Source organism: Planctomycetota bacterium (assembly GCA_016235865.1).
Classification (GTDB): Bacteria; Planctomycetota; MHYJ01; order JACQXL01; family JACQXL01; genus JACRIK01.
This window is the reverse complement of record JACRIK010000001.1, coordinates 1-23,871: the sequence shown is the minus strand read 5'-3', so window position 1 is coordinate 23,871 and position 23,871 is coordinate 1. Positions and strand designations below refer to the sequence as shown.

The following is a 23,871-nucleotide window of genomic DNA, read 5'->3' as shown; positions in this document are numbered from 1 at the left end:
TAATGTGTATATCCGTCCGTCAGGTATTATATCGATGCCGGAAATAAAATATATCTCCGGCAGTAGTTAATAAGGCCGCGCTCCGATAGACCAGATATCTCCAACCACGATGCTTTATATCTCTGCCGGAACTCTATAAATCCCATAACCCCCATTATCTGCATCTCCGGCCGGGATACTCTTTATCTCTGGGCGGGATATATTGCATCTCTCATGCCCGGCTATTATACAAATACCAGTAGTTAATAAAATAGTCCCCCACTATATTTCACACACCTACCGGAGATGCATTATACGGATAACAAAGATAGAGAGTATCTTACACCGGTATAAATGTGCGCAGGTCAGAGAGGGATATTCTGCCCATGAGTGATTATGTATTTTCTTGACTCGGTCAGAGAGCCATAATATAATCTAATCCATGCTCAAGGGTTATTTATCTATTGTCCTGCACGCCCATCTGCCCTATGTCCGGCATCCGAATTTTACCGACTTTATGGAAGAGGACTGGCTGTATGAGGCCATCACCGAGACCTATCTGCCGCTCCTGGCCGCATTTGAGGAACTGTACCGCGATAACGTGCCTTTCCGGATGACCATCTCGCTGTCGCCGCCATTGTGCGAGATGCTCACGGATGAACTCTTACAGAACCGCTATTCACAGCATCTGTCCCGTCTGGTGGAGTTAGCCGAAAAGGAAATAGTCAATACCGCAGGTGATGGCTTATTCCGTGATACCGCCCGGATGTATCACGAGCGATTCAGGAAATTACAGGATTTATACCATAACAATTATAACCGCAACCTGGTCCAGGCATTTGGCAGGTTTCAACAATTGGGTTATCTGGAAATCATCACCTGCGCCGGCACGCACGGATTCCTGCCCTTGATGAAACATCCGGAATCGGTCCGGGCACAGGTAATGACCTCGGTCCGAAATTATCAGAAACATTTTGCCCGGAAGCCCGCCGGCATCTGGCTGCCGGAATGCGGCTATTATCCAGGATTGGAAGCCATCCTGGCACAGGCCGGCATCAAGTATTTTATCATTGATACCCACGGCATTACCAACGGCTCACCGACACCGATAATGAACACCTATCTGCCGGTATACGCGGACCGGCAGTATAAGGTAGCGGCCTTTGGCCGGGATGCCGAGACCTCGCGCCAGGTCTGGAGCGCCAAGGAGGGCTATCCGGGCGATGCCAACTACCGCGAATTCTACCGCGACCTGGGCTATGACGCTGATTACCAGTATATCAAACCATATCTTCATTCGGACGGCGTCCGGCGTAATGTCGGCATCAAATACTACCGGATTACCGGCGATGTGCCTCTGCACCTAAAGCAACCATATAACCGCCGCAATGCCCTGGCCAAGATACAGAACCACGTGGATAACTTTATCTTCAACCGCCAGCAGCAGATTAATTATATTTCTGGTAAATTCGCTATTCGCAATTCGCAATTCCCAATTATTATCGCCCCTTATGACGCGGAATTATTCGGGCACTGGTGGTTTGAGGGACCGGATTTTATTGAGGCGCTGGTCCGAAAGCTAAACACACAGGAAGAATTAAAACTAATCACACCCAATGAATACCTTAAGCAACAACCCAAATTACAGGTCTCCCAACCGTCATTCTCCACCTGGGGCGACGGCGGCTATTGCAAGGTCTGGCTCAACGGCAAGAACGACTGGTTCTACCGGCATCTGCATAAGGCCGAAGAGCGGATGCTGGAACTCACCAGAGACCGCGCCAGCGAACCGGTAAATCAGTATCCGTCCGTAAACGGGTTGCATCAAAAGGCGCTGAACCAGATGGCCCGGGAACTGCTCCTGGCCCAGAGCAGCGACTGGACATTCCTGATTACCACCCAGCATTCCGAATGCTATGCCCAGAATAGATTCAAGACCCACCTCAGCCGCTTTAACCGGCTTTATGATGATATAAAGAACGACACGATTGACGAAGCCTATATTGACGAAATACAGGCCGAGGATAATCTCTTTGAGGAAATGGATTATCGGGTTTATGCCTGATTACCCACAGAGGAATAAAAGAGAACACGAATCAGACGAATACGGCGAATAAGACGAATAATAATTACTTATAGTGAGTAAAACGAATCTATTCGTGTGATTCGTTTAATTCGTGCGATTCGTGTTCCTCTTAGTGTCCTTTGTGGTGATATAATTTATCCCAGCCCGAAGAGTCCTTTTACCTTTGACCAGACCAGCTTCATCTTCATCTGCGATATGGCGCCGGCCGGGTCAAGGTTCTTGGGGCAGACCACTTGGCAATTGAATATGGAATGGCAACGGAAGAGTCCGTGATTATTTCCGATAATGGAGAGACGCTCTTTACTGGCCGCATCCCGGCTGTCGTTATAAAACCTGGCTGCCTTGAGAATCGCATGCGGCCCAAGGTATTCCGGATTGGTCCCGGCCACCGGGCAGGAGCCGTAACAAGCACCGCAGAGTATGCAATCTATGGCGCCGTCTATCTTTTTACGGTCCTTGGGCGACTGGATAAATTCCCTTGTGGTGAGCGCCGCCGAACCATTCTCAGGCACTGACTTATCCGGTATCAGATACGGCCTAATGGCCTCATAGTTCCTGAAGAAATTATCCATATTCACCACCAAGTCCTTATAGACCGGCAGGTGGGCCAGCGGCTGGATGGTAATCGTGCCATTGCCCTCTTTGAGTAATGTCTCAATCAGGGTATTGCAGGCCAGCCGGTATTTGCCGTTGATGTGCATGGCGCAGGAACCGCAGACCGCGGCCCGGCAGGAATACCTGAAGGACGGCGAATCCTGGAAATAGTCGGAAATATAAAGCAAGCCCTCCAGCACCGTCATGCCTTTTTCCCAGGGCACGGTGTAGGTATCAAACCGGGCCGGTTTGTTGTCCGCCGGGTCAAATCTAAATACTCTGAACTCAGTCATAAACTTTCTTAGTACTTCCGCTCCTCCGGCTGATATTTAGTCATCGCCACCGGCCTATACTGGACATCCACCTCACCCTTGGCCCTGTAATACACCAAAGTATGCTTAAGAAAATCCTTGTCGTTCCGGGCCGGGAAATCCTTTCGGGAATGAGAGCCTCGGCTTTCCTCGCGCTTCAAGGCGCCCACAATCACCGCCTCGGCCACATCGATATTGGCCTCCAACTCCAGATGGGTCAGGATATCATAATTGAACTTCAAGCCATCCTGGGGCGGACCCAAATGATTGAACCGCTCTTTCAGCGTCTTTACTTTGGCCAAAGCCGCCTGTAAATCCTGGGCCGTCCGGAAGATACCCACCAGCTTATCCATTGTCTCATTAAGCTCGTTCTTAAGAACCCGGTGTTTCTCCTCGCCCTTGGAATTAGTAATTCGCTTGAAATTAGACTCGTAGAATCGTGATATATTGGCGATTAAATTCTGCGGTATATATGACTTCTGCTTGACATCGGCAATGTAGCGCGCGGCGGCCAGACCGCTGAGTTTTCCGAATACCAGCGTTTCCAGGAGCGAATTACCGCCCAGCCGGTTGGCGCCGTGCACTGAAACGCAGGCACACTCGCCGGCCGCATAAAGACCCCTGACCGAGGTAGCGCCATTGACATCGGTATCAATCCCGCCCATGGTATAATGCTGGACCGGCTGAATCGGCGCCGGCTCCTTGACAATATCCAGCCCCAGGAATTCCAGGCAGATATCCCGGACTCCGGGCAGGCGTTCCATTATCTTTTCCGCACCCAAATGCCTCATATCCAAATGGACATAGCCCGAACCGTCCCGGGCCGTAAATCCCCGGCCCTGCTCAATCTCCGTGGCAATCGAGCGGGAAACGATATCGCGCTGGGCCAGTTCCATCTTGCTGGGCGCGTATTTCTGCATAAAACGCTCATTCTTACTATTGACCAGGTATCCACCCTCGCCCCGGCAACCCTCGGTCATCAGAATATGTTTATAGATAATGCCGGTCGGATGGAACTGGATAAACTCCATATCCTTGAGCGGCGCGCCTACCCAGTAGGCCAGCGCCATACCCAAGCCGGTTGAGGTCAGGGCGTTACTGCTCTTGCCGTAGACCCGTCCGGCCCCGCCGGTGGCAACAATCACTGAATGGCCTACGATGGTCTCAATCCGTCCTTTAACCATATCAATACCCGCAACACCATAGCAGGTATCGCCTTCCACAATCAATGCCGTAACAAAGAAATCGGAGATTATCGTGATATTCCGCTTGATGACCTGCTCGTAAAGCGTATGGAGCATATAAAGCCCGGTCTTATCAGCGCCGTAGCAGGTGCGCGGGTAACCGGCGCCGCCGAACGGCCGCTGGGCAATCCGGCCGTCATCTGTCCGGGAAAACGGACAGCCCCAGTGTTCCAACTCATATATAATTTCAGGCGCCGTAGCCGTCATCAGCTGAACCGCGTCCTGGTCCGCTAAAAAGTCGCTGCCCTTGACCGTATCATAGGCGTGTTTTTCAGGCGTATCATCCTTGGCCTCGGGATTATTGGCCAGCGGCGCATTGACTCCGCCCTGGGCCGCGCCGGAATGGGAACGCAACGGATGGAGTTTAGACACAATCAACACCGAAGCGCCCTTGGCCTGGGCCTCAATAGCCGCCCGCAGTCCGGCCAGTCCCCCGCCGATTACAATAACATCATATTTGTTAGCTAACATCATTAAATTATCTTAGGCAAGAAAAGCACTCCCGTAATTATTACTGCCGAGACACACAGCCCCAGCACCACCCAGAACAACGCCCGCTGGGTTCTGGTAATATTCAGGAAATCAACTATGATTATCCGCAGGCCGTTTATGCTATGGAAGGCAATCACGCTGATCAGGCAAATCTCCAGCAACTTCACCAGCGGCGTCTCGAATGTACTCATCAGGGTATTGAAGGCGGTGCCGCCGAAGATGAAATTGCTGCCCACCACCACCAGATGCAGGAAGATATAGCCGACCAGGCACAGCCCGGTCAGGCGGTGCAGGATAAAGGCCATTGTGCCTTCATTACGGTTCAGCACCAATTCACAAAAAACGGAAAATATCTTTTTTATCATATCACCAGATTGCTCCAGGCCATCAATACGTATATACCCCATACCAAAGCAAGCAGACCAATCCCCCAAAGCGCCAAGCCTAATAGCGCCCGCAGGCGTTGGCTGGGTTTGTAATCATCAATGACTTCGTAAAAACCATTCAAGCCGTGAAAAAGAGTGGCGGCCAGGAATACGATGTAAAATACCAGCCAAAAAGTGTCTTTGAGCCGGTCATGAACCACATTAACATCTATCGGCGAATGTCCGGAGAAATGAATAACAATCGTATGCGTGCCCAGTCCCAATACCAACAGGAGTCCTGTAATTCGCTGCAACAACCAACGGATGAAACTCATCTTACAAGAACCTTCTAAATTCCCTCAAGGCGATTTATATCCGACTGAAAACGCTGCGTCAAGAAATACCAAAATTATTCTATAGTCACGCTCTTGGCCAGATTGCGCGGCTGGTCAATCTCCCGGCCCTTTTTGACTGCCGTATAGTATGCCAGCAGCTGCATCGGAATGGCCGTCACAATGGGCGACAATATCTCATTGACCGCCGGAATCTCAATCACCCGGTTCGCAATCTCCCGGACATCCTTATCGCCCCGGGTAACCACCGCCACCACAATGCCGTTGCGCGCCTTGATTACCCGGATATTGGAAATCATCTTTTCATAAACGCTGTCCTTAAGCGCCACGGCAATGGTCGGGAAAGTTCCGTCCACCAGGGCCAACGGCCCGTGCTTCATCTCCCCGGCCCCGTAGCCTTCGGCGTGGGTGTAGGAAATCTCCTTCATCTTCAGCGCGCCCTCATAAGCCGTGGCCAGATTATTCTTCCGGCCGATATACATATAGTTAAAAACCTTCTTATACGACTCGGCGCAGTTCTCGATGGTCTTCTTATCGGCCAGGACCTTCCTAATTTTATCAGGCAGTTTCTTTATCTCGCCCAGCAGCCTCTTCTCGGTTGCCGGGCCGATCGACTTCCTGCCCCGGGCCAGATACACCGCCAAGACAGTCAGCAAAGCCAGCTGGCAGGTATAGGCCTTGGTGGATGCCACGCTGATTTCCGGGCCGGCAAAGGTGTAAAGCGTGGTCTGGGCCTCCCGGGTCAGCGATGAACCGACCACATTGCAGATGGCCAAGCACAAGGCATTATGCTCCTTAGCCGCCCGCACCGCCGCCAGGGTATCGGCCGTCTCGCCGGACTGCGACACCGCCACCACCAGCGTATTCTTATCCAACGGCGGCAAGGCATACCGGAACTCGCTGCCCAAGAACGCCTCAGTCGGCAACCTGGCCAGTTCCTCTATGGCGTATTTAGCGGCTAATGACGCGTGCCAGGCCGTGCCGCAGGCCACCAGCACCACCCGGTTGATTCGGGCCAGCCGTTTCTTTATCGGCTCCAGCGCCGAATAATGCGGATAATTCACGGTCCGCCTGACTGCCTCGGGTTGCTCCTCAATCTCCTTGAGCATAAAATGGGCATAGCCCTCTTTCTCGGCCGACTGGATATTCCATTTCACCTGTGCGATATGATAACTCTGCACCTTACCGCCGAAATCAATTATCTTCAATGCCGGCTTGGCGCCTGATTTCTTTATCTCGACAATCTGCCGATCCTGGAGATAAACCACCTTCCGGGTGTGTTTCAGGAATGCCGGCACATCGGATGCCAGGAAGGTCTCGTGTTTTCCCAGTCCGACCACCAGCGGGCTGTAGAGCCGCGCCCCGATAACCAGATTCGGGAAACGGGTAAACATAAACACCAGGGCAAAACTGCCCCTTAATCGCTGGCAGACCAGGCGCACCGCCTCCAATGGCTGATGCTTCTCCAAATACTCCTCCACCAGATGGACCACCACTTCGCTGTCGGTCTCTGATTGGAAAGAATGCTTCCGCTTTATCAATTCCCGACGCAGCTCCTGGTAATTCTCAATCACGCCGTTGTGAACCACCGCCACCGAATTATCACAGGAAAAGAAAGGATGGGCGTTGCAGGTGGCCGGCGCGCCGTGCGTAGCCCAACGGGTATGCCCGATGCCGATGTGGCCGGAAAAACCCTGTCCCTTAAGGAGGATGTCCAGCGCCCGCACCTTGCCCACGGTCTTCTGGCTGCGAAAACCCCCGCTTTCCAGGACCACAATGCCGGCCGAATCATAGCCGCGATACTCCAGCCGCTTTAATCCGTCCATTAAAATCGGCGCCACCGGTCGGTTACTGACACATCCGATAATTCCGCACATGAGAAGCATTCTATACCTCGCGCCTTAATAGTCAAGAAATAATTTGACAGATTTTGACGGCAATTATAAATATATACACCATGTACGAACTAGTAATCAAGAGCGAGTTCTCGGCCGCCCATCATTTGCGCGGATACAAAGGCAAATGCGAAAAACTCCACGGCCATAATTACGGCGTGGAACTTTATATCCGGCAGAATAATCTCGATAAACTCGGCCTGGCCATTGATTTTACCGTCCTCAAGAAGGCGCTCGACCTAGTGCTGGCCGAGTACGATCATAAGTACCTGAACGAGCTCAAGGACTTTACCAAACTCAACCCCACGGCCGAAAATATTGCCTTGATGATTCACCGGAGGATTCAGAAGAAACTTCCTAAATCAAACCGGATAAAGGTTTGTATCTGGGAATCAGCCAAGGCAGGAGCGTGTTATTCCGATGCTATGTGAAAAGTGCCAGAAAAAACCAGCCTCGGTGCATCTGTCGCACCTGATAAATAACAATGTGGTCCAGGAAGTCCATCTGTGCAAGGACTGCGCCCAGCACATTACACCGGTTAATGCCAAGCAGTCGCTGCTCCTGCCCGAACTCCTGGCCGGGCTGATGGAGCCGATTATCGGCAAGATGGTCAAGGAGATGGGCACCCTGGTCTGCCCGCATTGCGGAATGACCTATCTGGAATTCAAGAAACTCGGCCGGTTCGGCTGCGCCGAGGACTACGACGTTTTCAAGAACGGCATCGAACAGCTGATAGAAAAGATACACGGCACCGCCCAGCACCGCGGTAAAATCCCGACCCACGTCTCCAAGACCGTGCATAAAGAGGCTGAGCTGAAAAAACTACAGCAGGAACTGGAACAGCTGGTCAAGGAGGAAAAATTCGAGGAGGCGGCCAAAATCCGCGACAGCATCAAGGAATTCAAAAAGAATAAGACGAATAATAAATAAATGAAGACAGACATTTTCATCGCCCAGGTCGGCGAGTGGCTCAAGGCCAACGGGCCGGACAATGACATCGTCATCAGCAGCCGGATCCGCCTGGCCCGCAATCTCCGGGGACACCCTTTTACCAGCATCGGCAAGGAGGCTCAGCTGTCCGAGGTGGAAACGCTTATCCGGTCCAAACTGGAGACTGGCAACATCATCCCGGACATGACCTATCTCAAACTCAAGGAACTGACCCAGCTGGAACGGACCCTGCTGGTTGAGCGCCATCTCATCAGCAAGGACCACGCCGAGAAAAACGGCGCCCGGGCCCTGGCCCTGGACAAGGACGAATCCCTGAGCATCATGATTAACGAGGAAGACCACCTCCGGCTGCAGATATTAAAATCCGGGCTCCAGCTGACCGAGAGCTGGAAGGAAATAGACGAACTGGACAATAAACTGGAAAAAGAGCTGCCTTACGCCTTCTCGCCCCAGTTCGGATATCTGACCGCCTGCCCGACCAATGTCGGCACCGGCATGCGCATCTCGGTCATGCTCCACCTGCCGGCCCTGACCGTGACCAAGCAGATTGAAAAGGTCTTCCAGTCGCTCATCCGGATTAAATTCATCGTCCGGGGCTTATACGGCGAAGGCACCTATGCCACCGGCGACTTCTACCAGATTGCCAACCAGATCGCCCTGGGCTATTCCGAGAAAAACATCATCAACGAAATATACAACATCATCCCGGAAATAATCAAATACGAGCGGACCTGGCGCGAGAAACTGCTGGCCGACCCGACCAAGCACCTGGAAGACCGCATCTGGCGCGCCTACGGTACCCTGCGCTACGCCTCGTCCATCACCTCGCAGGAAATCTCCGAATTGCTCTCGGTTATCCGGGTCGGCATCACCGTCGGGCTGATTAAGGACATGGACATAAAAACCCTCAACGAAATATTCATCTTCTCCCAACCGGCCCACCTGCAGAAGATGGAAAAAAAGACGCTTACTGCCGCCGAACGCGATATCGCCCGGGCCCAGTATCTCAGAAAAAAACTGGTTGAAAATGCTTGACCCCGTTGGAAATTATTATTAGTGTAATCAATGCAAGTGGTCCAGAATGCTTTCGGGACCCTCGAACGGGCTGTAATAATGCCCCGATGTAACATCGGGTAAGTGGCGCCATAAGGCGCCATGGCGCTGCGGCGCCAAAAAGGAGTTCTCTATGAGAAACAAACTGCTCACAGGCGGGGCCATCGCCCTGATCCTGTGCCTGGGCGGCCTGCTGCTGATGGCCAACCCCAACGCCAAGCCGCCGGCTACCAAGCCGCCGGCCGGCAAACCGGCCCCGGAAACCAAACCAGCGCCGGAAGCCAAGAAACCAGACGCCCCACCCTCAAAGGACGGCGATGTCAAGGCCAAGAAGGCGTTCACCGACGCCCTGGAAAAAAGGAATAAAGCCAAGGGATACCATTTCAACGGAAAACGGGAGACCCTCTACGTGGAAATGGGCATGCCCATCCCGGCCTCATTTGAAGGCGTAAAAAATAACACCGAAAACCTGCTCTACATGGTCTATGAGACCAAGGTCATGAGCGGGCCGCAAAGATACGAACTCTACCAAAAAGGCGACAAAAAATACACCCGCAACGTCGCCTCCGAGGAACGGGCCGAAGGCAAGGCGCCATCGCCCATACTCCAGGGCGACCGGCTGGCCACCGCGCTGGAAGGATACAAATTCGGCAAGGATGAAAAAATTGAAGAAGTCGACTACGCGGTCATCGAGGCGACTATCAAGGAAGAAGGCGCCAGCAAGCTGATTTCCGAACTGCCCATGCCCCTGCCGGCCGAGGCCAAACTGACCTGCGATAAATCCGGATTCAGAATCTGGGTCGACAAGAAAACCTCCCTTATTTCCAAGATGGTATTCTTCGTCGAGGTTTCAGCCCGGATGCCCGGCTCGGAAACGCCCGAGGAAGGCCAGGAAGCCCCGGCCCCCAGCGGCCGCAAGGTCTCGGTGGATATCAATATCACCGATTATGACAAGGATATCGACATCACCGTTCCGGACGAGATTAAAGAAGTCCTAGATGCCAAAGATGAACCGGAAGAAAAATAAACATTAGAAGAGGAGTGAAGATGAAAGCAACAGTAGATAAAGAAACCTGCTCCGGCTGCGGCCTGTGCGCCGAAACCTGCCCTGACGTATTTGAGATGGGCGATGACGACATTGCCAAAGTCAAGGCCTCGCCTGTTCCGGCCGGCGCCGAAGGCACGGCCAAGGAAGCCGCCGAAGGCTGTCCGTCCGAGTCCATTAAACTCGAGTAAATATGGAGAAAAACATGGGGCCCGACAATATTGTTCATTCCCCATCCCGCTTGAGCGGGAAGGTCGCGGCCCTGCTGAACAAGGCCCTGGTCATGGAATACGGCGATATCTTCCTCTACCAGCGCCATGTCGACTACTTCGCCAAATATCCCGGCATCGGCGACCTGTTCAGAAATTTCTCCCAGATGGAGACCCGGCATGCCGACCTGCTCTCACTGGAGCTGAAGAAACTGGGCTTTGCCCCGACTACTGACTTCAACCTGATTGACGCCAAAAAGAGCATCAGGGAAATAGTCAACCAGCACCTGAAGAACGAACAAGGCGCCGTGGCCCTCTACAACCAGTGCCTCAAGGTCATCACCGACCATCGCCTGGCCGACGTTATCGACGCCATCCGCATTGAGGAAACTATCCACCAGGCCGCGCTGGCCAAGCTAATAAAATGGCTTTAGTTTTAACCTTATTTAAGAACCAATGGTGCGCCTCCTGTAAACAGGTATCGCCCATTATCCAGCAGGTCGCCCAGCAATATCCTGATAAAATAAAATTAGCAGAGGTCGACATCGTCGCGCAGCCGGACCTGGCCAGCCAAAACGAGATACTCAGCGTGCCTACCCTGATTATATCCAAAGATAACCATGAAGTAGACCGCATCACCGGCTTTATCTCCCGGGATAACCTGATTAAAAAACTGAACCTATAAGCTTTATGGATGCCGAATATCATCCCAGCCGCTTTTCGCTGCCGGATAATTTCATGCGTCCTTGACTTAAGTCAAAGACGTTTTTAGCTATATTTGTATAATCAGCGCATGCATAAAATATCGCGACGCGAGTTGTTAAAGATTGGGACAGCCAGCAGCGGACTGTTCATCCTTAACTCCCTGCCGCTCCGGTTGCTTTCTCTTGATAAAGATAATACTGTTTTCTCAACCCCGGGACAATGGATTCGTTCCACCTGTTCGCCGAACGATACCGGCGCCTGCGGGATGATGGCTTATGTCAAGGACGGCCGCATCCAGACCCTGATTCAAGCCGCGGATTATCCCGAGGCGGCTTACAATCCCAGGGGATGCCTCAAGGGACTGAGCACGATGAACCTGGTTTATGGGCCGGACCGCCTGAAATATCCGCTTATCAGGACCGGACAACGCGGCGAGGGCAAGTTCCGCAAAGCCACCTGGGAGGAGGCGCTGGATTACATCGCCGGACGCCTTAAATCCATCAAGTCAAAATACGGCCCTGAGTCAATTATGACCACCATCCAGGTAGGCGGCACCGGCTATGTGGCCAAAGGCGCATTTATCCGCCTGGCCGCGCTGGATAACTGGAGCGCCTGCCACGCCTATGACCAGAACGGCGACCTGCCCATGTTCTGGCCCATGACCTTTGGAGTCCAGAGCGAGGAGTTGGAGACACTGGAGTGGCTCAACTCGCGCCTAACCGTTATCTTCGGCTCAAACCCGATGTACACCCGCCTGCCTGATGCGCATTTCCTGACCGAGAACCGCCTGCAGGGCGGCCGGATGGTCATTGTCGACCCGAATTATTCGTCAACTGCATCAAAGGCGGATGAGTGGATACCCATCGCGCCCAATACGGATGCGGCCTTCGCCTTGGGGCTGGCCCGGGTTATGATTGAGCAGGAACTCTACGACAGTAATTTCGTAAAGACCTACAGCGATTTGCCAATCCTGATAAGGCAGGACAACGGCAAGCGGCTCAAGGCAGGCGATTTACCGGAGGATGCCTATTCCAAAATCACCGCACCAGATTATCGCGAGGTCTATCTGGTATTTGACGAGAATAGAAACGCGCCCGCGCCGCTTAATCCGGAGAATCTGGATTTGGGCAACGTTAATCCGGCGCTGAAAGGCGAATACTCAATAACGCTTAAAGGCGGCCAGGCCGTAAAATGCAAGCCGGCATTTCAGATGCTGCGCGAGATGCTTGACGGCTACGACCTGAAAACGGTCAGCCGGGTAACGGGCGCACCGGTTGAGACGATTGAACGACTGGCACAGGAGATAGCCCGGCAAAAGCCCTTGCACATTATATACGGAGCCAGCAATTATCAATGGTATCACGGCGACCTGAAAGGCCGCGCCCTGGCGCTTCTTACGGTCCTGACCGGAAACGTCGGCAAATCAGGGGCCGGTATCTCCACCTATGCGGGCCAGTATAAAATCAGGTTCCCGATTGGCGTCTGGTGGGTGCCGGACGGCAAAAAGCCGAACTGGTTCCCCTTCAACTACCTCCTGCACGGACCGACCAAAACAATGTCCGCCAAATATCCCAAGAACGGGGTTAAGGCGTATATCCAGGCCTGGGGCAATCCGTTTGACCAGCACAACCTTAATAACCGGCTCAAGGAAATCGCCGCCAAGGACGAACTGGAACTAATTGTCACTATAGATTTCCAGATGACCACGTCCGCGCTCTGGTCTGATGTGGTTCTCCCGGGCGTAACCTGGTACGAAAAGACCGACCTGGTGGCAACGCCGGCGCATCCCTATCTGCAACTGGTCCAGCCGGCAATCAAACCGCTCTTTGAGAGCAAACCGGAATTATGGATAGTCCAGGAACTGGCCCACCGGCTGAATCCGGACTATGACAAATATTTCTTCAAAGATATGGAGATTGACCAAGCGGCTGAAAAGGCGATAAACCTGATGCTGGAAAAAGGCGGGCCTCTGGTGGCCGGAATTACCTTGTCCGATTTGAAGAAAGGACCGGTCCGGCTCAAACTGCCTACGCCTGACCAACGCCAGATTCCGTTCTACGAACAGATTCATTCAAAGAAACCGTTCCCGCCGGTGACCTATCCGTATCCGCTGGCTGGGACCGCCCAATTCGTCAAGAGCGGCCGGATAGAATTCTATAAGGATGAGGACGTCTTCATCAAGAGCGGCGAGGCATTGCCGGTCCATAAACCGACGTTTGAGGAGACGGAATACCTACTCAATCCCGGCTCAAGGGATAAATACAAGTTCGTTTACCTGACCCGTAATTCGCTTTACCGGACGCATTCAACCCACTCCAACAATCCGGTGATGAACGAGTTGCAGGATTTCAAGGCGCGGGTCTGGATTAATCCCGAAGACGCCAAGCCAAAGGGTATTAATAATAACGACAAAGTAGAGGTGTATAACGACCGCGGCAAGGTCTACGGCTTCGCGACCTTGGACCACGGCATCCAGCGCGGCATCATCACATTTGAACAGGGCTGGTGGAGCCGGTATCTGCAGGGAACGTCCTACAACAGTTTGTTATACCCCTGGATAAAACCGACCCACGAGATATATTTCGCCGCTGGTGTCTGGAGCCCGAATACGGCCTGGAACGAATGCCTTTGCGACGTAAGGAAAACATGAGACACACTTTAGTTATAGATTTATTCAAGTGCATCGGTTGCCAGACCTGCGCGGTGGTCTGCCACCAGCATAATTCCCAGCCGCCGGGCACCTGGTGGAACCGGGTGCTGACGCCGGGCTCGGAGCATCATCAGGTCGCCACCGGCAAGTATCCGTTCCTGTCAATGCAGTACCTGCCTTTAACCTGTATGCACTGCGACAATGCGCCCTGCGTCAAGGTCTGCCCGGTTAAGGCCACCTACCAGCGCAAGGACGGCGTGGTTCTGGTTGATTACGAGCGCTGCATCGGCTGCCGTTATTGCATGACCGCCTGCCCTTACGGCGTGCGGCAATTCAACTGGCAGAACCCGGACAAGGAATTTGCCAAGACCCAATACGCAGTCAGCGATTATGTATATGGACTGCCTGAAGAACACCGCTCCGAAGGCCGGCTGGTCTATATGCACAAGCGGCCCAAGGGCGTGGTGGAAAAGTGTACGCTTTGCGTCCAGTATATTGACCAGGGCATCAAACCGGCTTGTGTGCGCGGCTGCCCGGGCAATGCCCGGTTCTTCGGCGACCTGGACGACCCGAACAGCCAGGTCAGCAAACTCGTCCGGGAACGCGGCGGATTCAAACTGATGGAAGAATACGGCACAAAGCCGAAGGTCTTCTACCTTCCGCCCAAGAGATAATGTAATATGAAACGAACAATCTGGATAATCGTTCTGTGCGCCCTTATTATTGCCGGATTTATCAGCTGGCTGTCCCAGTTACAGGCGGGCTTAATATTAACCAACCTGCGCAATCCGTTTAGTTGGGGATTGTATATCTCCACCTTTGCGTTTCTGGTGGGCGTTGCCGCGGGCGGGCTGATAGTTTCATCGTCCATATATGTATTCAAGATTGAGGCCCTCAAGCCGCTGGCCGCGACCGGGGCGCTGAGCGCATTCGCCTGCGTGTCCGGCGCCGGGCTGATGGTCATCCCGGATATCGGACGGCCGGACCGGCTTTACAACCTGATGCTCCATCCGAATTTCCTCTCACCCCTGGTCTGGGACATCATTGTGATTTCCGGCTATGCGACCATCTCGCTGGTTTACGCCTATGTCCTGCTGTTGCCGCACCTGGCGCAGGGCAGGAGCATATTCTCGTTGCCGTTTAATAAAATGCAGGCAGAAAAGCTAAACGCCGTTTCGCATAGCGCATCCAAAATACTGGCGCCGGTGGCGCTGCCCTTTGCAGTGCTGATTCACACGGTCACGGCCTGGATATTTGCCACCCAGCCGGCCCGGCCCTGGTGGTATTCGGCAATCCTGGCACCGGACTTCATTGCCGTGGCCGTGGCCTCGGGCTCGGCCCTGGTGCTTCTGGTCTCAATCATATCCTACGGATTCAGGGAACGCCTCCTGCCGGCTTACCGGATACTGGCCAAACTCTCGGCTATTGCCCTGATTGTCCACCTCTTCTTTATGTATAACGACTTCGTGATACGGAGTTGGGCCCAGAAGCCCGGCGAATTTGACGCCCTGGAACTGCTGTTCAGCCGGATGCTCGGCCCGCACCTAATTGAAGTCGCCCTACCAATCCTGGCGATGATAATATTCCTGAGCAACGGCCTGCGGAGCAAGCCGGCCGTCCTGGTGACCGGTATTGTCTTTATGCTGGTTGGCGCATTCAGCCACCGCTTTCTCCTGATGCCCTCGGCCTATAATTTCATTCCCCTGACCCTGCATATGCCGGGCATCGAGAGCGCCTGGGCGTATCCGATTGCGGTCGGCGAGGTGATTCCGGGCCAGCCGGTCTTCAGCGCCTACTGGCATTACGTCCCTTCGCTGACAGAAATAAGTATTACGCTCGGCGTTCTATCTTTGGTCGCGATGATAATCACGATAGCGTCGGCAATATTCCCGTTTAAATCCTATACAGAAAACAAATGACCTCACCGGCTATTGGCGCAAGACTGACTCCGCAGGCGCAGATGTATTCAATCCTCTCATTATTCTTCCTCTATCCCGACAAGGCCCGGATGACGGAAATAGAAACAACCCTTGACCGGGGCGCCGTTATAATCAACGCCCTGCAAGGCCGGGGCTATCCCTTGGCGAACGAATGGCGCAACCTGGCCGCGGCGTCGCGCGAGAATATGCCGGAAAAATACACGGCACTTTTTATCAGCGGCTACCCGGCCACGCCCTGCCTGCCTTACGGCTCGGTCTATCTGGACAAATCACTCTATGGCGGTTCCGCCGAGCCGGTCCGGAAACTGATGAAGGAATACAACCTTGCGCCCGGCCAGGGAAACGAGCCGCTGGACCATATCTCAATAATCCTGGAGTTGTCCGGGCTGCTGGCCGCCAATAACCATCCGCTCAATGCCCTATTGGAATATCTGCAACACTGGGTCTATGAATTCCTGGAGCGCCTGAAGAGCGGCGCGCCGGAAAACCACTTCTATTGCCGTCTGGCCCATCTGGCCGCCGGTTTTCTCAGGCAGGAGATGCGCCATAACAAAATCGCCGGTTTTAGTTAATATAACCCTCTATATTACCGATAATATTTCATATGGAAAAATTAGTCACGCTCCTGAACCAATACCTGGAATCGGGGTCGCTGATTGCCTTTGGCGTGGTCTTCCTGGCCGGCATCATCACCTCGCTCACCCCGTGCATCTATCCCTTAATCCCCATCGTAGCGTCATACACCGGCTCCCGGGCCGAAAAGACCGCGGTTTACAGCTTCTTCGTCTCGGTGTTTTACGTGCTCGGCATCGCCGTAACATTCGCCTTCCTGGGCGTGCTGGCATCGCTGGGCGGCCGGGTCTTCGGCAATGTCCAGACCAATCCCTGGGTCAATCTGGTGGTCGGCAACCTGTTCATCCTGTTCGGGCTGTCGCTGTTAGACGTCTTCCACTTCCCGTTCCTGGGCTCGTTAAGCGGCAGCGGTTCCGGCAAAGGCAAGAGCATCTTCGGCGCGTTCATATTGGGCATCACCTCGGGCTTTATCGCCGCGCCCTGCACCACGGCCGTCCTGGGCGCCCTATTAACCTACGTCTCCATCCAACAGAGCATCGTCTTCGGCGGCGCCCTGCTCTTCACCTACGCCTTTGGCATGGGCATCCTGCTGATTCTCATCGGCACCTTCAGCGGATTCATTACCTCATTGCCCAAGGCCGGCAACTGGATGGTCGGGGTCCAGAAATTCTTCGGCGTGGCCGTCATACTGGTCGGTGAATATTTTTTGATTAAGGCCGGCGAAATGGGCCTGTTCCAAATGTTCTACTAGAGTCTGTAGAAACGAAGTGACGTACAGACTCTTGTCCCGGCAGTTTTTGCCGGGATTAGAGCCGCAGAGAGAAATTATATGAGAACCAAAACCTATCAACTTATCGCGCTCATCATCTTATCAACCATAATCCTGGCCGGCTGTGACAAGCCAACTCCGCCGCAAACCGCCCAAAATACCCATGCTCCGGACTTTACCCCCACACCAAAATCTTTGGTGTGGGGGTTTACCCTCCAAGACATGAACAACCAGGAGGTCAAGCTGAAGGACCTGATTAGCGACAAACCATTAGTCCTGGACTTCTGGGCATCCTGGTGCCCGACCTGCCGGGCTGAGATACCCAATGTCGTTGAACTCTACAACCAATACAAAGACAAAATCACCATCGTCGGCATCAATCTGGACAAGACATTCGCCGATGCCCAGGAATACACCAGGGAGCACAATATCCCCTATCCCAACCTCTACGATGCGCAAGGCATGGTCGCCAATTTTTACCATGTCCACGGCATCCCGACCATAATCATTATCAACGCCCAGGGCGAAATCGTCAAACGCGACGCCACGCTCAATGACGTCCAAGCGCTGGTAAAGTAAACCACAGATTTCACTGATTAATTCCCTCTAATAAACGGAGTCGCAACGCAGTCCCCCGCCTCTGGCGAGCCCCAACAGGGGCACTGTGTGCCTCGCCTTTCGGGGCGGGAAGGGCGGCATCCTCTACGCTTAACCATTTCTCTTGACATTACTTCATATCAAAAATATAGTTCCATTACTATGACTCAAGACCAGTTAAGAATCCACGACTTCAAATCATACGATGAATTCCTCATCTGGTGGACCAGCCCGGAAGTCGCCGGATTCCGACAAAAATATCCTGATAAAATAGCCCCGATTAAAGCGCATCGCTGGGTCCAGCCCTGGCTAAACCGCCTGGAAGAATCTGAGCAGGTTGACCGGGAACAACCATCCGGCAAGACCTTCGGCAAATATCTCATAGAGAAGAAATTAGGCCAGGGCGGCATGGGCGCGGTTTATCTGGCGCACGACCCGGCCCTTAACCGCAAGGTCGCCCTGAAAATCATGCTTTTAAAGGGCCCGGACGCCACCGAGCGTTTTATGCGCGAGGCGCGCGCCTCGGCTAAATTAAAACACCCAAATATCATCCAGGTGCATGAAATCGGCATTGAGGGCAAATATCATTACTTTACCATGGAATATATCGCCGGCGTTTCGCTGGACAAACTCATCAGCCAAAAAGACAATCATCTGACGCCCCAGCGCATCGCCGAGATTATCTCTACGATTGCTTCAGCCCTTCATTATGCCCACACCCAGGGCATAATCCACCGTGACATCAAACCGGCCAATATCCTGATAGACAAACTAGGCCGGCCCTACCTGACCGATTTCGGGCTGGCCAAAGAAATCGGCGGCACCGAAAAATCATTAACCCTGACCGGAACCATTATGGGCACGGCCGACTACATGTCGCCGGAACAGGCCCAGGGCGAAAAGGAAAAAATAAACGCCCTCAGCGACATCTTCTCACTGGGCGCCACGTTATACCATACGCTCACCGGGCACACCCCGTTCCGGGGCCGGGAATTATACCAGATACTGGAAAGCGTGGTCCGCAAAGACCCGATTCCACCCAGCCGGCTGACCCGCCATCTGACCCGGGATATGGAAACCATCTGCCTGAAATGCCTGGAAAAGGAACAACCCCGCCGTTATCAATCGGCCCAGGAACTGGCCGATGACTTGACGCGTTATCTCAAAGGCGAACCCATCTCAGCCCGGCATATCGGATTTATCACCTGGGGTTTCCGCAAGGCGCGCCAGAATAAAATCATCAGTTTTTCCCTGGCCGGATTTTTGCTGGCCCTCATCGCCATATCTACGGCCTGGCGCATAAATAACGCTTCCACCAAGAAAGAAATGACAACTCAGCGGGCAAAGCAACAAACAATGGAAACGCGGGCAAAAGCCATGAAGATGCTGGAAGGCGCTGATGCCCACGCCGTAGCGATTTTACCGGAGAAAAAAATAGCGTCCGCCGAAGCGGCGCTCAAAATAGACCCGACTCTGGGATACGCCTATCAGGTCCTCGGATTAGCCTATATGGCACAAGAGAAACCAGACGAAGCGGTCAAGTCGCTTAACCGGGCCGTGGAATTAGACCCCGGCCTGCACGAATCCTATTACTGGCGGGCTATGATTAAATCGGCCACCCCGAACGCGGATGATAAAGACCTACTCTCCGACTATGACAAAGCCATAGGACTTTTCCCTGAAAACGCCAACTACTTTGCCGACCGCGCTAAAATCCATTACAAATTAAAGGAATCCGACCAGGCGATTGATGACCTGACCCGGGCTATAGAACTGGACATAAAATACACTGAACTGGTTAAGGCCGACCCAAATGACTTGTCTAAAAGTTTGTCCATAATGAAATTCCGGACCAAACCATTTATGATGATTTATTACGGCCGGGCGCTGGCCTTTGCCCAAAAAGGCGATTGGGAGCGCGCCATCAAGGACGGGGAAAAAGAGTTAGAGCCGTATAAAACGATGCCGCAGAACCCGAAAGCGATAATAATCAGCCGGTCGGTTGAAGAATGGAAACAACAACTTAATAAGTAAACTATGTCAAAGACCCTGTTAATTATTGTCGGAATCGCCTGTGCCTTTAGAGTCTGTAGGACCCCGAATTTGTTTCGGGGGACGTACAGCCTCTTAATCCCGGCAGTTTTTGCCGGGAGTGCATTCTGTATTAAGCAAAACCTAAATATGAATGTAACGAAATAAACTAAGCGGAGCGCCCGCGTAGCGTGAAATGAAGCACCCACTGGAGCGCATCGGGTACATCTGTGCTATCTGTGGTTGCCCCTTTGCCGTAGGCAATGGTCAGGACTACCCACTGGAACGCACTGGGAACTCGCTACTGCGAGACCGGGAGCACCGATAGGAGCGGACCGAACATACTCAGTCGCGCGCACCACACAGAACACGAAGTAATTACATTGACACTCCCCTTTTGATTTGGTAGAAAGACGATTTCGTAAACAGATTCAGCAGACAAGACGGATTGAACGGAAAAATCTGTTTAATCAGCGCTATCCGCTTAATCCGCTTACGCAATTGGATTGTATATGAATCGCACCATCATTATTAGCCTGGGCATCGCCTGCGCCCTCGTTTCCGCCGCCGGGATTATGTGGTATAACAATCCTAAAGAACTAGATATTGATAATATACTTAATTCCTGCAAATCCACCTCTGATGTACGAGAACTACTCAACCATAAAGACCCTCGTGTTATTCACCGCGCTATTGTCATTCTTAGCAAATCACTGAAAGATAAGGAATCTATCCATAAAATACGAGAACTCCTTAATGACCGAGAAGTAAATGCTGAAGCCATTAATGCTCTCGTAAACTTAAATGACAATGAATCTATCCCTAAAATAAGAGAGTTTCTTAACAATAAAGACGCATATCTGCTTATTCAGGCAATATATGCGCTTGGTGAATTAAAAGACACGGCATCTATCCCAGAAATAATCAAGCTGCTTAAACAAAAACCCCATGGCCTAATTGAATTAGAGGATATTATAGTCGTAAACTATGCCGAAGTGCGCGAAACCGCCGAAGAGGCATTAAAGAAACTCGGCGTGCCGGAAGCGGAGATTGAACGAGCTAAGAGCAAGTAGCATAGAGCATATAGTATTTCCACTATACGCTATACGCTCTTCGCTCGGAGTTTACACTGAGCGCAGCGAACGTGCTAAACGACGTATCCTAAGATGTATATCACCAACTCCGTGGAATTATTCCCGGCCACGTAGGCTTGCCAAAGCAGCGTCCTATCAGCCGCCACCGGCATCAGGACCGAGCCGCCATTACTAATCCCCGGAGAATTAACCGGCGGAGCCATGACCTGCAATGCATACTCCGCTCCGACCTGCCGATAAATGTAAGCCATCATCCCGCCGTTGGCATAACTCTGGTTGATGACTGCGATTGACACAATCACCCCTTTGGTGTTGAGCGGAATAATCGCCGATAAATCCACCTGAGCCGGTTGGGTCGTGGCAATAATCCCGCCTTGGTCCAGCGCGGTCTGTGGCGTTGGGAACATGGTCAACGTATCTCCGCCGCCCACGCCGGGCGCTAATTTCTCGGCTGTCACTGCCCCATTTACTATCTTCTCTGTCGTTACACTGTCTACTGCCAACCTACTACTGTCTACTGCGCCAGCCGCAATCTCGTCCGTTCCGACCGCGCCGGACTGGATTTCAGACGGCCCGACCGCGCCGGATGCAATCTTCCCGGCTGTAATCGCATTGGCCGCTATCTTAGCCCCAGTTACTGCGCTATCCGCTATTTTATCCGATTCCACACTCCCCATTCCGAGTTCCGCACTCGTCAATGGCGGCGCCATCGGCCTGGTCGGCACTGAGAACGAGAGTTTGACCGGCGTCACCTGTGCGTTCCCGATTTCTTCGGTGACAATCGGCGGCGTGATGGGTCTGGCAATAGACGGCGGGGTAAAGGACAACTTCGCCGGCGTGACCGCGCCGTTGGCTATTTTCTCCGTGGTCACGGCGCTATTGGCAATCTTTTCCGTAGTTATCGCCTTGTCTTGTAACCTTGAGCCGGTAACCTGTAACTCCCCTATCTTTGAGGTGGTAATTGCCCCGGCCGCAATCTTCTCACTACGCACCGTGCCATCCCGAATCTTGGAACCGGTGACCGCATTATCAGCTATTTTGGAACCGTTCACTGCTCCGGTGGCTATCTTTTCCGTTGTCACAGCAGAATTTTTTATTTTCTCAGTATTTACACTGTCTACTGCCAACTTACTGCTGACTACTGCGCCAGCCGAGATGTTCTCGGTCTTGACTTCACCTGGTTGTAATGACATAAAGCACCTTTCTGTTACAAGAAGTTACACGATGTTACATCGAGGTTACAAGAGGTTGCAACTAAGCGGAGCGTGAATCCGAGTACCCCGACCCGTACGGGCGGGGAACGCAGGTCAACTTCCTGTAACCCCCTGTAACCTTCTGTAACTTTTATTGTAACCTCTTTAAGACAACACCACCTTCAATCCCTGGGTCCATTCGCCGCTATTATCCGGCGTGGTCAGATTCACCCAGCGGAAGAATCCCCAAAAGCTCTCTCCGGCGTTCTGGTCGCCGCATTTGATTTTGAAGATGGACTTCCGGGACACGATGGTCTCCTTGGCATCGGTATGCCCGCCCGGCGCCATCTCGCCCTTAGGCACCAGGATATAGCGGCACTCCACCCCATCAGCCAGCGGATGCATGCTCGGACGGGTGGCGTCCTTTTCCACCTGGGCCCGGACCTCGATAGTGCCGCCGCCCAGGGCCTTGAGATTCATATACGGGAACCCGGTTATCTTTCCGCGCGGGGTGTGCGAAGGGTCGTAATCCTTGCCCACCAGGATGACCATATCCTGCTTGGAGATAGCCGTGTTAAATGCCACCCATTCCTTGTGGAACAGCCGCCAGGCCTTGGCAAAGCGCGTGTGGCAGCCATAGAAGTCAGCCACCTGGGCCGCGGTCCGGTTTTCCCGGTCCTTGACGATATTGTAGAGCCCGACAAACTCGGCCTGCAGGACCAACAGCGGCGCAATCGCCGCATCCGGTATGCCCCAGGCCACCTTGTTTGCCACCACCTTGGGGAAGTATATCGACTGCTTATTATTAAAAGCAGCCGCCTTGCTCGGTAACCAGTCCATATATATCTCCTCTCGGCCATCAGGGCACAGAAACGTAAGGTTGGGCGTTTCTTTATACCCCATTGGCATTATCAGTTTAAAGGTATCCCTTATAACTCTCCAGATGTCCCTTGAAACTCTCCAGATGTCTCTGGAAACTCTCCAGATGTCCCTGGAAACTCTTAAGATGTCCCTGGAAACTCTTAAGATGTCCCTTGAAACTCTTAAGATGTCCCTTGAAACTCTTAAGATGTCCTTGGAAACTCTTAAGATGTCCCTTGAAACTCTTAAGGAACCCCTCATAATCCCCCGGCATAATAGCCCCCCGTGGCAACCACTTTTCCGACCTTGGGGAAAAAGTGTTTTCCGGGATTTGCCACAAAACATTAGGGAACAGAGGATTAAAGAAAATGAAGAAAATTAGTGGGTGGCTGTTTTTGGCTACCTGTTTTCCGGGTGGTTAAAAATTGGCCCCTGTCCCGATAAGAATCGGGACTGGTCGGGAGCATTTAGCCAGTGGCTAAAGCGCACCGGGCACACCACTTTTCCAGACGCGATATTTCAGCCACCCCCGGTCCCTTCCCCTCACAGACCGGGTTCGTGGAGTCCTCTCCCCATAGGGGAGAGGGAAGGGTGAGGGGGGAGATGACAGGGCTGAAGGGGTATACGGATGTTTGAAAATTAATAAGAACTACTATAGATTGGGAGACGCTGAAATGGTGTTTTTCCGATAGGTCTTGGCCAGCCGGGCGATTAACTTACGGAGGCTCTCACGGCTGGATAGCCCGACTGTATCAGCCGTGGACTGACGGTCCTGTTCTTTGTCATCCCAGATAAGCAGGATATAAAGAATATCGCCATTGGGCCGACCCATATTCCGCCAGAACCGGACAAAGCCGCTGAGATTATCCTCAAAGGACCGG

The 23,871-nt window shown here is 52.8% G+C and carries 25 protein-coding genes; 16 read left to right on the top strand and 9 right to left on the bottom strand.

Going from position 1 to position 23,871, the window contains the following annotated elements:
* The first annotated feature begins 421 nt into the window (after nucleotides 1-421).
* The gene (locus HZA49_00125; protein MBI5777847.1) at nucleotides 422-2,044 is read left to right on the top strand and encodes a DUF1957 domain-containing protein; all 1,623 of its coding nucleotides are present in this window, start codon (nucleotides 422-424) and stop codon (nucleotides 2,042-2,044) included.
* 155 nt (nucleotides 2,045-2,199) lie between these two features.
* Here HZA49_00125 and HZA49_00120 read toward each other — a convergent pair whose 3' ends face one another.
* From HZA49_00120 to glmS, 5 genes are all read right to left on the bottom strand, one after another.
* Nucleotides 2,200-2,952, bottom strand: coding sequence for a succinate dehydrogenase iron-sulfur subunit (locus tag HZA49_00120; protein MBI5777846.1), 753 nt, complete (start codon nucleotides 2,950-2,952; stop codon nucleotides 2,200-2,202).
* Between the two features lie 8 nt (nucleotides 2,953-2,960).
* Nucleotides 2,961-4,685 carry an FAD-binding protein gene (locus HZA49_00115; protein MBI5777845.1) on the bottom strand — a complete coding sequence of 575 codons (1,725 nt, stop codon included), beginning with the start codon at nucleotides 4,683-4,685 and terminating at the stop codon, nucleotides 2,961-2,963.
* Nucleotides 4,686-4,687: 2 nt separating this feature from the next.
* Nucleotides 4,688-5,071: a succinate dehydrogenase, cytochrome b556 subunit gene (sdhC, locus tag HZA49_00110; protein MBI5777844.1), complete on the bottom strand. Its 384-nt coding sequence runs from the start codon at nucleotides 5,069-5,071 to the stop codon at nucleotides 4,688-4,690.
* The gene (locus HZA49_00105) at nucleotides 5,068-5,406 is read right to left on the bottom strand and encodes a hypothetical protein (protein MBI5777843.1); all 339 of its coding nucleotides are present in this window, start codon (nucleotides 5,404-5,406) and stop codon (nucleotides 5,068-5,070) included. Before HZA49_00105 ends, sdhC begins: the two co-directional genes overlap by 4 nt.
* A 74-nt stretch (nucleotides 5,407-5,480) precedes the next feature.
* Nucleotides 5,481-7,301 carry a glutamine--fructose-6-phosphate transaminase (isomerizing) gene (glmS, locus tag HZA49_00100; protein MBI5777842.1) on the bottom strand — a complete coding sequence of 607 codons (1,821 nt, stop codon included), beginning with the start codon at nucleotides 7,299-7,301 and terminating at the stop codon, nucleotides 5,481-5,483.
* Nucleotides 7,302-7,381: 80 nt separating this feature from the next.
* Between glmS and queD the strand changes: the two genes are divergently transcribed.
* From queD to HZA49_00025, 15 genes are all read left to right on the top strand, one after another.
* Nucleotides 7,382-7,750, top strand: coding sequence for a 6-carboxytetrahydropterin synthase QueD (gene queD, locus HZA49_00095; GenBank protein MBI5777841.1), 369 nt, complete (start codon nucleotides 7,382-7,384; stop codon nucleotides 7,748-7,750).
* Complete coding sequence (locus HZA49_00090) at nucleotides 7,740-8,249, top strand: UvrB/UvrC motif-containing protein (GenBank protein ID MBI5777840.1); 510 nt, start codon at nucleotides 7,740-7,742, stop codon at nucleotides 8,247-8,249. Before queD ends, HZA49_00090 begins: the two co-directional genes overlap by 11 nt.
* On the top strand, nucleotides 8,250-9,305 hold the full coding sequence (locus HZA49_00085; protein MBI5777839.1) for a protein arginine kinase: 1,056 nt from the start codon (nucleotides 8,250-8,252) through the stop codon (nucleotides 9,303-9,305). It abuts the gene before it with no gap.
* A 151-nt stretch (nucleotides 9,306-9,456) separates the two neighbouring features.
* A complete protein-coding gene (locus HZA49_00080) occupies nucleotides 9,457-10,350 on the top strand; it encodes a hypothetical protein (GenBank protein MBI5777838.1) in 894 nt (297 codons plus the stop codon).
* A gap of 20 nt (nucleotides 10,351-10,370) precedes the next feature.
* Nucleotides 10,371-10,559, top strand: coding sequence for a ferredoxin (locus HZA49_00075; protein ID MBI5777837.1), 189 nt, complete (start codon nucleotides 10,371-10,373; stop codon nucleotides 10,557-10,559).
* 2 nt (nucleotides 10,560-10,561) lie between these two features.
* Complete coding sequence (locus tag HZA49_00070) at nucleotides 10,562-11,011, top strand: ferritin-like domain-containing protein (GenBank protein MBI5777836.1); 450 nt, start codon at nucleotides 10,562-10,564, stop codon at nucleotides 11,009-11,011.
* Entirely contained in the window at nucleotides 11,002-11,262 is a 261-nt protein-coding gene (locus HZA49_00065) for a thioredoxin family protein (protein ID MBI5777835.1), read from the top strand. Before HZA49_00070 ends, HZA49_00065 begins: the two co-directional genes overlap by 10 nt.
* 108 nt (nucleotides 11,263-11,370) lie before the next feature.
* Nucleotides 11,371-13,932 (top strand): molybdopterin-dependent oxidoreductase, encoded by a 2,562-nt coding sequence (locus tag HZA49_00060; protein ID MBI5777834.1) that lies wholly within the window; start codon nucleotides 11,371-11,373, stop codon nucleotides 13,930-13,932.
* Nucleotides 13,929-14,606 (top strand): 4Fe-4S dicluster domain-containing protein, encoded by a 678-nt coding sequence (locus tag HZA49_00055; GenBank protein ID MBI5777833.1) that lies wholly within the window; start codon nucleotides 13,929-13,931, stop codon nucleotides 14,604-14,606. The genes HZA49_00060 and HZA49_00055 overlap by 4 nt, the downstream gene beginning before the upstream one ends.
* A gap of 6 nt (nucleotides 14,607-14,612) precedes the next feature.
* Nucleotides 14,613-15,851: a polysulfide reductase NrfD gene (gene nrfD, locus HZA49_00050; protein MBI5777832.1), complete on the top strand. Its 1,239-nt coding sequence runs from the start codon at nucleotides 14,613-14,615 to the stop codon at nucleotides 15,849-15,851.
* Entirely contained in the window at nucleotides 15,848-16,444 is a 597-nt protein-coding gene (locus tag HZA49_00045; GenBank protein ID MBI5777831.1) for a molecular chaperone TorD family protein, read from the top strand. The genes nrfD and HZA49_00045 overlap by 4 nt, the downstream gene beginning before the upstream one ends.
* 32 nt (nucleotides 16,445-16,476) lie before the next feature.
* On the top strand, nucleotides 16,477-17,196 hold the full coding sequence (locus tag HZA49_00040; GenBank protein MBI5777830.1) for a sulfite exporter TauE/SafE family protein: 720 nt from the start codon (nucleotides 16,477-16,479) through the stop codon (nucleotides 17,194-17,196).
* A gap of 78 nt (nucleotides 17,197-17,274) precedes the next feature.
* On the top strand, nucleotides 17,275-17,793 hold the full coding sequence (locus tag HZA49_00035) for a TlpA family protein disulfide reductase (GenBank protein ID MBI5777829.1): 519 nt from the start codon (nucleotides 17,275-17,277) through the stop codon (nucleotides 17,791-17,793).
* 180 nt (nucleotides 17,794-17,973) lie between these two features.
* Nucleotides 17,974-19,845: a protein kinase gene (locus HZA49_00030; protein MBI5777828.1), complete on the top strand. Its 1,872-nt coding sequence runs from the start codon at nucleotides 17,974-17,976 to the stop codon at nucleotides 19,843-19,845.
* Nucleotides 19,846-20,354: 509 nt separating this feature from the next.
* The gene (locus HZA49_00025; protein ID MBI5777827.1) at nucleotides 20,355-20,915 is read left to right on the top strand and encodes a HEAT repeat domain-containing protein; all 561 of its coding nucleotides are present in this window, start codon (nucleotides 20,355-20,357) and stop codon (nucleotides 20,913-20,915) included.
* Between the two features lie 74 nt (nucleotides 20,916-20,989).
* Here HZA49_00025 and HZA49_00020 read toward each other — a convergent pair whose 3' ends face one another.
* The 4 genes from HZA49_00020 to HZA49_00005 form a co-directional block, all read right to left on the bottom strand.
* Nucleotides 20,990-22,129: a hypothetical protein gene (locus HZA49_00020; GenBank protein ID MBI5777826.1), complete on the bottom strand. Its 1,140-nt coding sequence runs from the start codon at nucleotides 22,127-22,129 to the stop codon at nucleotides 20,990-20,992.
* A 165-nt stretch (nucleotides 22,130-22,294) separates the two neighbouring features.
* Nucleotides 22,295-22,969 carry a hypothetical protein gene (locus HZA49_00015; protein MBI5777825.1) on the bottom strand — a complete coding sequence of 225 codons (675 nt, stop codon included), beginning with the start codon at nucleotides 22,967-22,969 and terminating at the stop codon, nucleotides 22,295-22,297.
* A gap of 76 nt (nucleotides 22,970-23,045) precedes the next feature.
* Nucleotides 23,046-23,264, bottom strand: a complete 219-nt coding sequence (locus HZA49_00010) for a hypothetical protein (GenBank protein ID MBI5777824.1) — start codon at nucleotides 23,262-23,264, stop codon at nucleotides 23,046-23,048.
* Between the two features lie 378 nt (nucleotides 23,265-23,642).
* On the bottom strand, nucleotides 23,643-23,871 hold a 229-nt coding region (locus HZA49_00005), incomplete at its 5' end, for a hypothetical protein (protein MBI5777823.1).